Annotated in this window: 15 protein-coding genes and 5 tRNA genes; 7 read left to right on the top strand and 13 right to left on the bottom strand. The window is 45.1% G+C overall.

Features of this window, described 5'->3' with window-relative positions; translation table 11 throughout:
* Positions 1 to 30: 30 nt before the first annotated feature.
* Both ABNN70_RS12735 and ABNN70_RS12740 read right to left on the bottom strand, forming a co-directional pair.
* A complete protein-coding gene (locus ABNN70_RS12735; RefSeq protein WP_353948004.1) occupies positions 31 to 2,124 on the bottom strand; it encodes a penicillin-binding protein 2 in 2,094 nt (697 codons plus the stop codon).
* A gap of 319 nt (positions 2,125 to 2,443) precedes the next feature.
* Positions 2,444 to 2,929 (bottom strand): DNA starvation/stationary phase protection protein, encoded by a 486-nt coding sequence (locus ABNN70_RS12740; protein ID WP_353948005.1) that lies wholly within the window; start codon positions 2,927 to 2,929, stop codon positions 2,444 to 2,446.
* Positions 2,930 to 3,454: 525 nt separating this feature from the next.
* Between ABNN70_RS12740 and ABNN70_RS12745 the strand changes: the two genes are divergently transcribed.
* Together ABNN70_RS12745 and ABNN70_RS12750 are read left to right on the top strand one after the other, a co-directional pair.
* Entirely contained in the window at positions 3,455 to 3,568 is a 114-nt protein-coding gene (locus tag ABNN70_RS12745; RefSeq protein ID WP_129929858.1) for a YjcZ family sporulation protein, read from the top strand.
* Between the two features lie 172 nt (positions 3,569 to 3,740).
* A complete protein-coding gene (locus ABNN70_RS12750; protein ID WP_353948006.1) occupies positions 3,741 to 4,115 on the top strand; it encodes a YmaF family protein in 375 nt (124 codons plus the stop codon).
* 189 nt (positions 4,116 to 4,304) lie between these two features.
* On the opposite strand, the gene ABNN70_RS12755 is transcribed toward ABNN70_RS12750, so the two are convergent.
* The 6 genes from ABNN70_RS12755 to ABNN70_RS12780 form a co-directional block, all read right to left on the bottom strand.
* Positions 4,305 to 4,393, bottom strand: a tRNA-Ser gene (locus tag ABNN70_RS12755).
* A 6-nt stretch (positions 4,394 to 4,399) separates the two neighbouring features.
* Positions 4,400 to 4,476, bottom strand: a tRNA-Ile gene (locus tag ABNN70_RS12760).
* Positions 4,477 to 4,479: 3 nt separating this feature from the next.
* A tRNA-His gene (locus tag ABNN70_RS12765) sits at positions 4,480 to 4,552 on the bottom strand.
* Between the two features lie 19 nt (positions 4,553 to 4,571).
* A tRNA-Met gene (locus ABNN70_RS12770) sits at positions 4,572 to 4,644 on the bottom strand.
* Between the two features lies 1 nt (position 4,645).
* A tRNA-Asn gene (locus tag ABNN70_RS12775) sits at positions 4,646 to 4,720 on the bottom strand.
* Between the two features lie 164 nt (positions 4,721 to 4,884).
* A complete protein-coding gene (locus ABNN70_RS12780; protein WP_129929856.1) occupies positions 4,885 to 5,511 on the bottom strand; it encodes an NfeD family protein in 627 nt (208 codons plus the stop codon).
* A 167-nt stretch (positions 5,512 to 5,678) separates the two neighbouring features.
* On the opposite strand from ABNN70_RS12780, the gene ABNN70_RS12785 reads away from it, so the two are divergent.
* Together ABNN70_RS12785 and ispG are read left to right on the top strand one after the other, a co-directional pair.
* On the top strand, positions 5,679 to 5,996 hold the full coding sequence (locus tag ABNN70_RS12785) for a LysM domain-containing protein (RefSeq protein ID WP_129929855.1): 318 nt from the start codon (positions 5,679 to 5,681) through the stop codon (positions 5,994 to 5,996).
* Positions 5,997 to 6,096: 100 nt separating this feature from the next.
* Positions 6,097 to 7,206, top strand: coding sequence for a flavodoxin-dependent (E)-4-hydroxy-3-methylbut-2-enyl-diphosphate synthase (gene ispG / locus ABNN70_RS12790; protein ID WP_353948007.1), 1,110 nt, complete (start codon positions 6,097 to 6,099; stop codon positions 7,204 to 7,206).
* A gap of 75 nt (positions 7,207 to 7,281) precedes the next feature.
* Here the strand turns inward: ispG and ABNN70_RS12795 are convergent, their stop codons facing one another.
* From ABNN70_RS12795 to ABNN70_RS12805, 3 genes are all read right to left on the bottom strand, one after another.
* Positions 7,282 to 7,860 carry a nitroreductase gene (locus tag ABNN70_RS12795; protein WP_129929853.1) on the bottom strand — a complete coding sequence of 193 codons (579 nt, stop codon included), beginning with the start codon at positions 7,858 to 7,860 and terminating at the stop codon, positions 7,282 to 7,284.
* A 124-nt stretch (positions 7,861 to 7,984) separates the two neighbouring features.
* On the bottom strand, positions 7,985 to 8,347 hold the full coding sequence (locus ABNN70_RS12800) for a hypothetical protein (protein ID WP_129929852.1): 363 nt from the start codon (positions 8,345 to 8,347) through the stop codon (positions 7,985 to 7,987).
* A 92-nt stretch (positions 8,348 to 8,439) separates the two neighbouring features.
* Entirely contained in the window at positions 8,440 to 9,429 is a 990-nt protein-coding gene (locus ABNN70_RS12805) for a HAMP domain-containing sensor histidine kinase (RefSeq protein WP_353948008.1), read from the bottom strand.
* 250 nt (positions 9,430 to 9,679) lie between these two features.
* Between ABNN70_RS12805 and ABNN70_RS12810 the strand changes: the two genes are divergently transcribed.
* The gene (locus ABNN70_RS12810) at positions 9,680 to 9,946 is read left to right on the top strand and encodes a DUF2624 family protein (RefSeq protein WP_129929851.1); all 267 of its coding nucleotides are present in this window, start codon (positions 9,680 to 9,682) and stop codon (positions 9,944 to 9,946) included.
* 56 nt (positions 9,947 to 10,002) lie between these two features.
* On the opposite strand, the gene ABNN70_RS12815 is transcribed toward ABNN70_RS12810, so the two are convergent.
* The gene (locus tag ABNN70_RS12815) at positions 10,003 to 10,896 is read right to left on the bottom strand and encodes a deoxyribonuclease IV (protein WP_353948009.1); all 894 of its coding nucleotides are present in this window, start codon (positions 10,894 to 10,896) and stop codon (positions 10,003 to 10,005) included.
* Positions 10,897 to 11,227: 331 nt separating this feature from the next.
* On the opposite strand from ABNN70_RS12815, the gene vrrA reads away from it, so the two are divergent.
* Together vrrA and ABNN70_RS12825 are read left to right on the top strand one after the other, a co-directional pair.
* A complete protein-coding gene (gene vrrA, locus ABNN70_RS12820; RefSeq protein WP_326407606.1) occupies positions 11,228 to 11,725 on the top strand; it encodes a VrrA/YqfQ family protein in 498 nt (165 codons plus the stop codon).
* A 92-nt stretch (positions 11,726 to 11,817) separates the two neighbouring features.
* Entirely contained in the window at positions 11,818 to 12,810 is a 993-nt protein-coding gene (locus ABNN70_RS12825; protein ID WP_353948010.1) for a 4-hydroxy-3-methylbut-2-enyl diphosphate reductase, read from the top strand.
* A gap of 161 nt (positions 12,811 to 12,971) precedes the next feature.
* Here ABNN70_RS12825 and ABNN70_RS12830 read toward each other — a convergent pair whose 3' ends face one another.
* The gene (locus tag ABNN70_RS12830) at positions 12,972 to 14,093 is read right to left on the bottom strand and encodes a Nif3-like dinuclear metal center hexameric protein (protein WP_353948011.1); all 1,122 of its coding nucleotides are present in this window, start codon (positions 14,091 to 14,093) and stop codon (positions 12,972 to 12,974) included.
* Positions 14,094 to 14,101 lie beyond the last annotated feature (8 nt).

A 14,101-nucleotide genomic window follows, 5' to 3' on the forward strand; every position in this document is an offset into this window, starting at 1 on the left:
TTTTTCCGTTAAATTTAAGAGGAAAGACGATTATTTCTTCTGCCCCTTCTGATCTGTGTAGTGATATAAATCGTCATAAGCTTTGATGACTTCAAGGGCGATCTGCTGGTTTTGCCGCCCGCTTCTTACTGAAGGGACAACGACAGAAACGGCAATCTGCGGATTGTCATAAGGTGCATAGGATACCAGCGTTTCGTTATAGAGACTCAGATCATTCTGGTCAATCTGAGCGGTCCCGGTCTTTGCAGCGATCTTGTATTTTTGAGTTCCCGGAGCTCCCAAGATCACGTTCCCGGTTCCACCCGTTCCATGGGTAACCAGATACAAACCATGCTGCACCCTTTCAAGGTCCCTTTTATTATTTCCAAGCGTGTTGAGAACACGCGGCTGATAGGTATAAACGGTTGGACCCGGCTGGTTTGGATCGCTTCCCGGTGCATGGACGGATTCGAGAAAATGCGTCTGCATCCTGTACCCGCCATTAGCTATTGTGGAGATATACTGTGCCATCTGGAGCGGCGTATACGTGTCATACTGTCCAATCGCAAATTGGTGAATCAGACCGGATTGCGGGGGCATGCCGCCATTATATCCTGTTCCTTCTGTCGGCAGGTCGATACCGGTTTTTACGCCGAGACCAAACTGGTTATACCCATTTCTTAAGTTATTTACAGCCTGGATAAAGCGCGGGGTTGTGGCATACGGCAGGTTGGCCTTATAACGACCTCCGGCTGGTGTGAGTGTGATCCCGGCCATGTTGGATACAATTTTCGCCATAAATACGTTGGAAGAAAACTGAAGGGCTGTTTCGGGCGTCAGAGCACCCAGGCCGCCTTTCTCCCAGGATGTAAATAATCTCTGCCCTGTTGATTCATCATATTCGATTGGCATATCGCGGAAGTGCTCGGGAACAGCATGATGCTGGAAGCCGGTCAGCTCCGTCGCCCCTTTAACCGCGGAACCCATAGCAAACTGGGCATTGATTGCTTCATTCGTTGCATCCGTGAATTTTCCGTTCTCAAACTTTTTACCGCCAATCGCCAGAACAGCGCCTGTTTTCGGGTTCAAGGCAACAGCGTAAGCACTGTTGTTCAGATTATTTCCAGGAAGAGACATCGCCGCTTTGATATTGGATTCCAGGATCTGATTCATTTTATCCTGAAGACGGATATCTATGGTCAGCCGGACATCATCTCCACGCTTTCCTTCCTTGATGGTCGGATTTCCGGTCGGAACGCCTTTCTTTGTGTTATAAGTCAGTTCCATCGGTATCCCGCGAAGATAAGACTCATATTGCTGTTCTAACTTGCTGATGCCCACCTTATCGTCCCGTCTGTAGCCGGCGGCAAGGTAGTTGTCAATCTTTTCCTGTGGGATGTCGCCAATCTTGCCAATGTATTTCGGTGCATTTTTCGTATTAACACGGGAAGAAACATCGGCCGTCTGTATCGTCCCGTTGAATTCATCAAGGTGATCCACAACATTGACATATTCCTTATCACTCACAGTCAGGCCTCTTTTGATGATGTGCGGGTTCAGATTGGACGCCTGATTAAATTCGTGCATAATAGCCATAACCTGCATATCTCTTTTTGAAAAATGGCTGATGTTCTTTTCCGGAACCCGGCTGAGCAGAAGTTTATAAGCCTGAGATGGCTTCTTTTCCAGATTATTCTGCTCTTCAGTACTTAAATATTGATTATAAGCTTTCCGCAAATCAGGATATTTGTTCAAAATGTAGAATTCTCGTTTATCCCGGTCAGATACTCTTTCCATTGCATCGCTATCCATTGTAATCAGTCGGGATAACTTTTTGGCAATTTGCAGGCTCTCTGCGCCGCTGATCCCCAGATTTCGGATATAAACAATCGCCAGCTCTGCTTTGTTGTCTGCCAGAATGGTTCCATTCGTATCCATGATTTTTCCGCGTGCGGAGTCAATACGGGCTGTCTGAGTATCACTCGCATGCAACATTTTATTATAATGTTCCCCATTTACGATCTGGACGTAGCCCAGACGCAGAATCAGACCGGAAAAAGCAAGAAATACGGTTAGAAAAATAATATTGAGTCTGAGAGGCAGATTGTTTTTTGTCCCCTTGTTTTTTACTGTCTGATTGGTCAAAACCGTGTCCTCCTGTACCTGTTTGACAGCCGATTAGCCTAACTCTAGCTGATATAAATATTCGAAGTCCGTTTTGTTTTTTTTTCCATTGAAATCAGTTGAAATGATTAAAAATATGAAAATAAGCCACGTGATAATCAGATGCTTTTATTTCATCTCATGAATTCATTTTACGTTCGTCTCCTGTCCCTGTCAAAGTATTTCAGAACCCGTCAGGAACAAATATAATCCCCTGAAAATGGCGACCGAGTATATCCGGGCGTACCAAAAAAGCGAAATGCCTGTTGGCACTCCGCTTTTTATCGTCCGACTGGCTGACTCATTTTACGCTGATCTGAGGAACCGGATCTTTGCCCAGAAATGAACTAAAGAACCACAGTTCTTTATCTACCTTACCCTTAATTGCAATCAGCATATCGTTCGTTACATCGTCACCCTCTTTATCTGACAGAGAGATGCCTTCAACGAGTTCGTTTCTCAGGGTTTCAAGATCATCGACCACAGCCTGAACCATTTCGTTTTCAGACAACGGCTTTGTGTATGGCTCTTCCTTTATCGTCGCATGTTCAAGGAATTCTCGAAGTGTCGAATAGGGCCGGCCGTTAATTTGCAGGAGACGTTCGGCAATATCGTCAAGAATCAACGTCACCTGATTATACAATTCTTCAAATTTTTCATGAAGTGCAAAAAAGTTGTGTCCTTTAACATACCAATGAAATTGATGGATTTTTGTGTAAAACAGTCCATAATTAGCGACCTGCTGATTCAAAAATGTTTTCGTTGTTTTACTTTGTGTTATGGTCAAGTGTACCACTCCTTGTTATTTATATTATAATAATTATTATTTAACAATAATTATAATAATATAAATCCCGGGCCTTGTCCACTATAAAGTCTCTATTTGTGAGGGGATTTCATTTTAAAAAACCGATGGCTGAACACGATTCTGAAGGATCAATAAAGCAGCTCCTTCTGAGCCTTTCGAATACAACGGGGTACACGGATTGAAAGACAAACTGACAATGTTTCTCTGCCTCCCGATCGCTTAAATGACTGCAGGAAAACCACGCAATATTCTTTACGGACACAACTAAAAACATAAAGCATGTAATTTAAGAGGAAGAGGGATTCTGCCCTGTTGAGAAAGCATAAGAAGATCCCATATAAATCTTCAGACATTTAATTTCAATTCCTTCGCCTTAGCAGTCTACTCCGCAAAAAAGTCAACTTGTACTATTCCCAAATAGGCTTTTTCCTTCATTCATCTGTCCCTTCCACTTCGCCCTTGATATCATATAATGCATTATCACGTGATAAGGAGGTGTCGCTCATGAGTGATGGTGGATACGGTGGCTACGGCGGTTTCGATCATTCTAAGGGGTTTGCCCTGATTGTTGTCCTGTTCATTCTGCTGATCATTGTTGGTACAGCATTCTGCTATTAATAATGGAACCGCTTAGCAGCCAGAAATCCATTCAGCACCTTCTTTCATAAGGGCACCTAGCACCCGGGTGTCCTTTTAAGCATTCAATTCAACTCATTTTTGTTCTAGATCCAATTCCTATGAATATAAATTACTGTTTCAAAATTCTTTTGTATTCAAAGGAGTCTAATTAATGGAAATCCCTGTTACTGGTCTCATGTTCCATTCTGATGATTCAGATCCGCTTCATTCCCATCGGCTTTTCATTACGAGTTGGGACAGCGTGCCTGTGCATAGCCATCAATTCAGGGGCATTACCTCTTTTGATTTAGGGCACAGACATCAATATGCCGGAACGACTGAACCCGCTCCGACTGGTGTCCCGCATAATCATCGATATTTCACTGTGACTTCTGTTGATGATGGACACAGACATCAAATATCCGGTGTTACAGGGCCTGCAATTCCGCTTCCAGATGTAGGACACTATCACGAATTTAGAGGAACGACCTCGGTAAATGGTGCTAATCCTCACACTCACCAATACTCTGGTCAAACAAGCACATAAACACCTAAGCCCATTCCTCTCATCGTTGAAATAACAAGTTTCCTGGAGGTTACGAATTATGAAATCTTGTGCAAAATTGGCGCAAAATAATTTGATTTTCTTTTATATCCCTGAAAAGCAAAAATGCTCAAAATCATTGATTTAACAATGATTTTGAGCATTTAAGAATAGGAACTGATACACTATAAGCGGAGGAAGAGGGATTCGAACCCCCGCGAGCCGTGAAGCCCCTGTCGGTTTTCAAGACCGATCCCTTCAGCCAACTTGGGTATTCCTCCAAAGAATGGTGGACCCTGTAGGACTCGAACCTACAACCGGACGGTTATGGGCCGTCAGCTCTAACCAATTGAGCTAAGGGTCCACGGGCGGTTAGTGGGGATCGAACCCACGCGTGCCGGAACCACAATCCGGTGTGTTAACCACTTCACCATAACCGCCATAACATACACAAAAAAATAGCGGCGGGGGGATCGAACCCTCGACCTCACGGGTATGAACCGTACGCTCTAGCCAGCTGAGCTACACCGCCATGGCTCCACAGGCAGGGTTCGAACCTGCGACCAATCGGTTAACAGCCGATTGCTCTACCGCTGAGCTACTGTGGAACAAAATCAGAACAAGAATTAATTTAACATAAGCAGCAACGCCTGTCAATATGCATTTTCGGACATCACAGCTTTTCCAACGACAAGATGTAATATATCATATCTGAAAGAAAATAACAATGTAAAATAGATCCCCAATCTGGAAAAAATAACAAAAACCTCATTCAGTCTTTGTCGATGACAATCCTCGTTCCATCGACAGATACGACTTTAACCGCCACATGCTGATCAAGATAAACGCCATCTGTAATCGCACTGTAATTTTTCCCGTCTATCTTCACCGTTCCAACGGGATGAAAAGGCGTCAGTGTGATCCCTTTCTTACCAACGAGCTCATTATAGTCTTCATTAATTGAATTATACCCTTTATCGCTGGACAGCTTTTCATGCAGTTGCAGTTTGTCAAGATAGTCTCGCTGCGGAATCCACTTTCTGAACAGTAACGATGCAAAGGAACCAATAATAAACGCGATACCAACCAGCATGCCGTAAAGCAGAGACGGTGCAGGCAGCGCTACTCCAAGGATCATCAGAATGAATCCCAGTATACCGATAATACCGGTTGTAAACAGCTTACCGTCAATAATGATCAGCAGAAGTCCGCCAATAAGCAGCAGAACAATCCATATCGAAGCCTGATCAGTCAGAAAATAATGGAAGTAATAAATAAAAAGCAAGCTCCCCAGAATAGCAAGAATCCCTTTTCCCTTAACGAGAAGTTCGGCAAAAAGTAAACATGCAGCAAGCAGGATCACAAAGAATCCGCCTGCAGGATAGGATAAATAGTCCAAAGTCAGCACTCCTCTCTGTCTGAGGCCCCCGTACTCATGCGAAAGAGACACCCCTATCTTATTAAAACATACGGGAAGCCGGCAGGAAAGATACAACAATATTTTTTTAGCCGGGCAGCATAAATGGACTGCCTGTCGCATACATATGTTTCAAGGAGATGATTGATATGAGGAGGCGTATTTTTACCATTCTCTTTCTTATTGCCTGCTGGACAAGTTATACGGATCTGACCTCCGGATCACTTCCCGGTGGGCAGCAGGTCAGAGAAAATGCCGGATCAACCCGGCAGACGGCGATTCCTTATAAGAATATAATGGTTACACCCGGCGACACCCTTCTCTCTGTGATTGAACGGGTTAACCAGAGTGTACCTGACATCTCGCAGGTGATGCAGGACTTTACCAGGCTGAACCCTTCAGTCGATCCTAACCATCTGCAAATTGGCAGAACCTATGCTTTTCCTGTCTATGATCAAAAACACTGAATAACCATTCACAGCATTTCACAGCAAATCATGATATACTGGATTTGTCTGGATCTTTTGCAGATAATTCATTTTCACTCATAAAAGGGGCGAATGTTTCGTGTCTGAAATGACGCATCGCACAAAAACCAGAAAAGTAAAAGTTGGAAATTTAATCATTGGCGGATCCAATGAAGTCATTATACAAAGCATGACAACAACCAAAACACGTGATGTGGAAGCGACGGTTGCACAAATTCACCGTCTTGAAAATGCGGGTTGCCAGCTGGTTCGCGTGGCGTGCCCGACTATGGAGGACGCACTCGCAATCCCTGATATAAAAAAACAGATTCACATTCCTCTGGTTGTGGATATCCACTTTAATTACAAACTGGCACTAAAAGCAATTGAAGGCGGTGCCGACAAAATTCGTATCAACCCCGGAAATATCGGCAAAAGAGAAAATGTCGAAGCCGTCGTCCGTGCCGCAAAAGCCAAACATATCCCGATCCGGATTGGTGTCAATGCAGGCTCTCTTGAGCGACATATTCTGGAAAAATACGGCTATCCGACAGCTGACGGGATGGTTGAAAGCGCGCTGCATCACATCAAAATTCTTGAAGATCTCGACTTTCATGACATTGTGGTTTCGCTGAAAGCCTCCAATATCAATCTGGCTGTTGAAGCGTATGAAAAAGCAGCACGTGCTTTTGATTACCCTCTTCACCTTGGGATTACAGAATCCGGCACTAAATTTTCAGGCAGTATTAAGAGCGCAGCCGGACTCGGTATCCTTCTGCATGAAGGCATTGGCAATACGATCCGTATCTCTCTTTCTGCTGATCCTGTTGAAGAGGTAAGGGTCTGCCGCGAATTACTTAAAGCGTTCGGTCTGACAAATGCAGCGACCCTGGTCTCGTGTCCGACCTGCGGACGTATTCAGATTGATCTGATTAAGATTGCCAATCAAGTTGAGGAATACATTGATCATATCCATGTACCCATTAAAGTATCTGTCCTTGGCTGCGCTGTTAACGGACCAGGTGAGGCACGTGAAGCAGATATCGGCATTGCCGGGGGGCATGGGGAGGGCCTGCTTTTCCGTCACGGAAAAATCATCAGAAAAGTCCCTGAAGACCGGATGGTGGATGAACTGAAGATTGAAATAGACAAACTGGCCGCTGAATATGAGGCAAAGAAAAAAGCTGAGCAGGAAAAAATGAATGTCTGACCGATTCCTTGCTGAAAGACCCGGAGCTCCGAGATGCTCCGGGTCTTACTTTGAAATATAAATTGGATAGAAGTCTTATTCTGTAACCCAGGTTGAAATTTCATCTACAGATTTACGCTTCGGAGCCTTCGGTGTAAGTCCGGGCTCCGGATATCCGACATAAAGATACCCCAGAACCAGCCCCCCTTCTGAAACACCAAAGGACTGTTTCATGAGATCTGTATATGACGGATCACCTGTACGCCAGATGGCTCCCAGTCCAAGTGCATGCGCTGTCAGCCACATATTTTCGACGGCACAGGCCGTTGCTGCGATTTCCTCAACTTTTTTGACTTTTGGCTGATCGCTCGGTTCAATTGAAATCACGATCACGACAGGAGATCGCTTTGCCTTGGCAATGCCCTTTTTCATCGCTGTATCCAGAGCTGCCTGATCAGGGTTCTCAAGTTTCTGCTGGTTAAGGGTCCCGTATACCTTTCCCAGTTTATTACGTCCCTCCCCTGTCAGCACTGTAAAATGCCAGGGTTCTGTATTAAAATGATTGGGTGCGCGACGGGCGGCATCCAGCATTTTTTCAATAAGTTCTTTCGGAGGCTGTTGTTCGGTCACTTTTCGAACAGATCTCCTCGTTTTAATCACTTCTAGCGCATCCATGTATATCATTCCTTCTTCACAATATTGTCACACTTTAATTTTATCACAGTGACTTTTTGTTCTGAAGAAAAATGCCTGTACAAAAAGGCGCTTTGACTGAACAAAGCACCTTTTTGCCAAAATGTCACCAGAATAACGGTGACAGTAATTGAATCAGAACGGCAACGATCCCGATTCCGATCGCCCAGCCACCAAGTGTGCGGGCGCCCTGACGATACGCTACATAGCCGATAATGATACCGGCAATCCCCAGTACGATCGGTAGAAAGAAAAGCGCGCACGCAGAAATGATCAGTGCGAGCCAGCCGATTCCTGTCCCGCCTTCCAGTGACCGGCGTCCTTCAGAATGCAGCGGCTTATCATCTCTGTTTCGTCTCGCGGCTTCCGGATCGTATTGATCGGCTGCCAGTTCCTTTGCATATTCCTCATTATTGTAAGCATTCCGCTTATCATATAATGATTCTTCATCATGATCCCGTCCAGCCATAGTGACCCCTCGCTTTCTTTTTAGGATCACCTATAGTGTGACTCAGATCTTCACTTTTAATGATGCATTTATTGGAAATGAAAATGTAAACACTAATCAGCAAATGGCAGACTGAAGCTTGCAGTCGTTCCTTTTCCCGGCATACTGCTGAGGCAAAAGCTGCCATGATGCTCTGTGATAATCTTTTTACATAGAGACAAGCCAACGCCTGTCCCGTTTTCTTTCGTGGAGAAGAAGGGGCGCCCAACCTGTTTCAGAAGATGATTTTCAATACCCGGGCCATTATCGGTCAATGAGATTCTATACCCACTGTCTTCAACCGAACCACGGAAAAAAATCTTTTTTTCTGTCCCTTCTTTTCCCTCTACGGCCTCCAGGGCGTTTCTCAGCATATTCAGAATGACTTGCTTAATCATTGATAAATCAACATTGCATACGTTTACAGAAAAGGCAATATCATAATCGAATGTCACCTTTTTAACCAGGCATTCCGATGAAATGAACGCAATGAGAGCCATGCAGAGTTTGTCCGGAAGCATTTTTTTCATATTTATTTTTTTCCGGGTCAGTTTCAGAAAATTATCCAGAATGCCATACATCCTGTCAATTTCCGATAAGATCGTACGGTTATATTTATCAAATTCCTGTGTATACGTGGACAATTGGACAAAACCCTTGATAACAGTCAGCGGATTCCTCAGCTCATGAGCAAATTCTGCTGCAGCCCTTTTCAATGGATCAGTTCTGTAACCGGCAAGATAAATTTTCCCGTTTTTGAAGAAGCCGTTGTAATAAATACCCATGTCCCTGTCGTTCATACGGTCATGGAGCAAGGCTGAAACAATATCAGGCTCTTTCTGGATCGCATTCAGAAAGGCTTTTGCTTCAATCACCGCGTCTTTGGTAAAAAAATCATAAAAGGAATGTCCAAACTGTCTGACCATAATGTCACCATTCTGATTGCAGTCGATAATCCTGCCATCGGGAGCAAGGCAGAAGCGTATTTCCAGAGACAGCTGATTTTCAAACAGGTCTTTTTCAGAAACGGTTAAAAAGGATTCATGATAGATGATGGTTATCACTCCTCTTTTACTTAATGCCTGATTTCAAGCGCTCCCCGTATGTTGATCACTGTTCTATATTTTTAAGTGACCCTTTTTCTTGTTTACACTAATTATACTTGATCGGCGACAAATGACATAGAAAAACACACGAATATTGTTCGACACGATTTGACATTCTGCCCATTTTTAGATTTCCTGTATCTTTTTTAATCCGCTCTCATAGGTTAAACAGAAGCGACGATATACACGCAAGCAGGAGGGAGCCTTATTGAATCCCCTTATTCAGGCCATCATTAATAAGAGAGTCAACTCAGTCACTGCAGATGAACTGTTTCAGCAAGCCAGACAATACCAGATTCCGGTTTCAAAAAATCAGGCGAAAAGAATAGCATCACGCGTGCAAGGGAAGAATCTCGACCTGTTTCACCCGAACGGTCAGCTCGCTCTACGCAGAATTCTTGACGATGAAATTGGCCCTGACCTGGCTGAAAAACTGCAGCAGCAATTCAATAAAATCATCGATCAATTTCATTGAAAAAAAGCCAAAAAAACAGATCAGTTTTCGCGCTGATCTGTTTTTGATTTCCCGGTCTATTGAGCCATAATATCATCCAGAAGATGGCTGTTAAATTTCTCCTGCTTCAACATGGCAATTTCAAATTTATATGGTGGTTTTTTATTCTTTCTGTCCTCACCGACATAAGGCGTTTCAAGTATTTTAGGCAGATGGGAAAGCTGCGGGTGGTGAACAATAGCATTCAAAGCATCAAAACCGATACAGCCCAGTCCAATATTCGCGTGCCTGTCCTTATGTGATCCCTGAGGATTTTTACTGTCATTAACATGAACCACTTTCATCCGGTCAAGGCCGATAACCTTGTCAAAAGTATTTAATACATCATCAAAATCATCCTTAACAGGATAACCGGCATCACTGGTATGGCAGGTATCGAAGCAGATCGACAGTTTCTCATTCAGATGAACACCATCGATAATCTGTGCCAGCTGCTCAAACCGGTACCCGCATTCACTGCCCTTCCCGGCCATGGTTTCCAGGGCAATCTGTACCGTGTCCCGGGCTTCGAGCACCTCGTTTAAACCCTCGATAATTTTTTTCAGGCCGGTATTGACTCCGGCTCCGACATGCGCACCCGGATGCAGCACGATCTGTCTGGCCCCAATCGCTTCTGCCCTGTCAATTTCCTTTCTTAAAAAAGACACACCCAGGGCAAAGGTTTCCGGCTTTACTGTATTCGCAATATTTATAATATACGGCGCATGAACGACAACTTCCTCAATATGATGCTTTTTCATATGTTCGCGTCCGGCTTCGATATTCAGTTTTTCTACAGGTTTCCTGGCTGTATTCTGTGGCGCGCCAGTATAAATCATCATGACGGTTTCATCAAAAGCAGCAGCTTCCTCACTGGCGCCGAGAAGCATTTTTTTACCCGACATATGTACATGTGAACCAATCTTCAGCACATCCGTCCCCCCTCTTCTTAACATCAACATTCTAACATATTCTGACTGTTTTCTCCCCACAGAACGTTTGAGGTATTCACCTGACAGGGAAGAATACATACACTGATATCAGTAGCAATGGGTAAAATACTGCCGGCGGAAAAGCACAGGCGTCGCCGGAGGTTACGTCTTCTAAATCTTTCCCCCCGTAAAATTTTATGCTTACTTAAAGTACAAAAAAACAAAGGAAGGGATGATTATGCCCCCATTCGGTCAAGATCCGTTTCAGCAAATGTTTCCACAGCATCAGACTCCGCCCTTCCCTCAACCGTCGCAACGGGGATTCCCTCCTCTGTTTCCGGGTTCACCTTTTCCGCCTCCTTCACCGCCGCCTGCTGTACCGCCTCAGACACCAGGTGGTCTGGCCAGCATGGTATCTTCTCTGCTGTCATCCGGAGCAGGTCAGAATGGCGGTGGTTTAAACCTGACAGGTATGCTGATGAATGCACAGAAAGCGATTCAGACCGCCCAGACCGTCCTGCCCATGATTCAGCAATTCGGACCGATGATTAAAAGCGCGCCGACCATACTGAGCATTTTAAAAACCCTGCAGTCCTCAGATGAGAGCAGCCAGGAAAAGTCATCCGTTCAGGAGCGCGAACCTGAGCGTGCCAAAATGGATGCTGTGCCGGAAAAAAGGGAAACGGATAGCCTTAGCGCTCATGCTGCAACGGATTCTGACAATAAAGCTGTGACAGACAGTCGGTCCGACCGCAGGGTAAAAAAAGCGAAAAATCGACAAGGGACACAACAGGTGACAAAACCGTCAAAACCCCGCCTGTACGTCTGAGAGACCCGGAAGCCTTCGTTGTGTTATGATCACTTGTCCCCTATAATAAAGATTAGTGCAGAATGCTTACTGCAGAACGGAGAGGACACACAATGAAAGTAATCAGAGTCTCGCCGCGGGGCTACTGTTATGGTGTGGTAGACGCACTTGTTATTGCCAGAAAAGCTGCGATGAATAAGGACTTACCGCGTCCCATATATATATTAGGCATGATTGTTCATAACCAACACGTGACTGATGCGTTTGATAAAGAAGGCATTATCACATTGGACGCGCGCGGGGAAAAGCGTATCGATCTTCTTAAGGAAATTGATCATGGTACCGTCATATTTACAGCGCACGGCGTCTCTCCTGAAGTACGAAAAACAGCAGAACAAAAAGGCTTGACAACAATAGATGCCACTTGTCCGGACGTGACAAAAACACATACGTTGATTGAAAAGAAGAAAGAGGAAGGGTATCATGTCATTTATATTGGCAAAAAGGGACATCCTGAGCCGGAAGGTGCTGTCGGCGTAGCACCCGACAAAGTACATCTTGTGGAAACAGCCGATGATGTCGATCGATTGCATCTTGATGCGGAAAAAATCATCATTACCAATCAGACAACCATGAGCCAGTGGGATGTTCAGGAGATCATGAACTACATCAGGGACAAATATCCTCAGGCTGAATCCTGTAATGAAATTTGTCGTGCGACACAAACCCGTCAGGAGGCCGTTGCCAGGCAGGCGAAAGAAGCTGATCTGCTGATTGTTGTCGGTGATCCGCGTAGCAACAACTCGAACAGGCTTGCTCAGGTATCCCGAGAAATTGCGCATACGCCGGCCCATAGAATTGCTGATCTTTCCGAGCTCCAACGCTCCTGGCTGGAGCATGTACATACAGTAGCAGTCACAGCAGGGGCTTCCACGCCTACTCAGCTGACTAAAGAGGTTATTTTATTTCTTGACCAGTATGATCCTGATAACCCGGAAACCTGGTCTACTGAAAGCAAGGCATCAAAAAACAGGGACATCCTGCCTAAGGTAAAGTTCAACCATATCCACCGCAGGCGCAGGATGGGAAAATCTAAATCCGTCTGATAAATCAGCAAAAAGGGCATCCGCCACAAAGCGGATGCCCTTCATTAATCTCCTGACGGAATATTTACGACTCTCCGTCAGGATGAAGAAAAACTGACCGACTGCAGGTCGCAGGGGACGGTTTTCTGAACCTTTCTTCATAAAAATGGAATATAAAGGGATCAAAAGAAACGGAAGGGATTCGTTCGTGCATCTGAGACAATCACTTCCGTGTCGCACCCTTCCTCTTTGATCACTTTTTGTAAATAGTGTTGAACGCCTTTTTTCATCACGGATTCAATATGATGTCCCGCATCGATGACTTTCAGACCGGCCAGCAGGGCATCGTGTGCGGTATGGTAATAAATATCACCGCTGATCAGAACATCCGCCCCGCGATATCTGGCATAAGGGATCAGACTGTTCCCGTCGCCGCCGCATACCGCAATTTTTCTGACCTTATCCTTCAAGTTTCCGACGGCGCGCAACCCGTCTACACCCAGTTTTTGTTTCACTTCACGGCAGTAGTCCCCGAAGACTGCCGGTTCCTCAAGTTCTCCTATTCTTCCGAGTCCATAAGTCACCCCTTCATTTTTCAGGGGATAGACGTCGTAAGCCACTTCTTCATAAGGATGCACCTTCAGCATTCGGCTGATGACCTTTTTCAGCAGATGTTCAGGCACAATAGTCTCAATTCTACCTTCATCAGCATAAGCCAGCTTCCCATGGGCACCAATATAGGGGTGCGTTCCTTCTTCCGGCAGAAAGGTGCCCTTTCCTCTCGCAGTGAACGTGCAGTGGCTGTACCTGCCAATGGCGCCGGCGCCGGCATCTCCAATAGCCTTTCTAACCGTTTGTATATGACTTTCCGGTACATACACCGTGAGTTTATAGAGTGGCTCACTTTGGGTCGGTTTAAGAATCTGTGTCCGGCGGAGGCCAAGCTGCTTCGCCAGCATATCATTTACCCCGCCCTCAGCGATATCCAGATTGGTATGTGCCGCATATACGGCGACATCATGCTTCACGCACTTCGTGACAATTTTCCCTTGTCCGGCATCTGATCGCACATTTTTTAATGGGTGAAAAATGACCGGATGATGGGCAATGATCAAATCCACATGTTTGTCGGCAGCTTCCTGCGCGACATTTTCCAGAACATCAAGCGTCACCATAACCTTTTTGATGTCTTTGTTCAACGTCCCGATCAGAAGTCCGATTTTATCATTTTCAAAGGCTAGTGATTCAGGTACCCACTCCTCAAAACGCTGAATAAGACGCTGGCCTGAAATCCATTGGATCATATGCATCC

The organism is Sporolactobacillus sp. Y61, assembly GCF_040529185.1.
Classification (GTDB): domain Bacteria; phylum Bacillota; class Bacilli; order Bacillales; family Sporolactobacillaceae; genus Sporolactobacillus.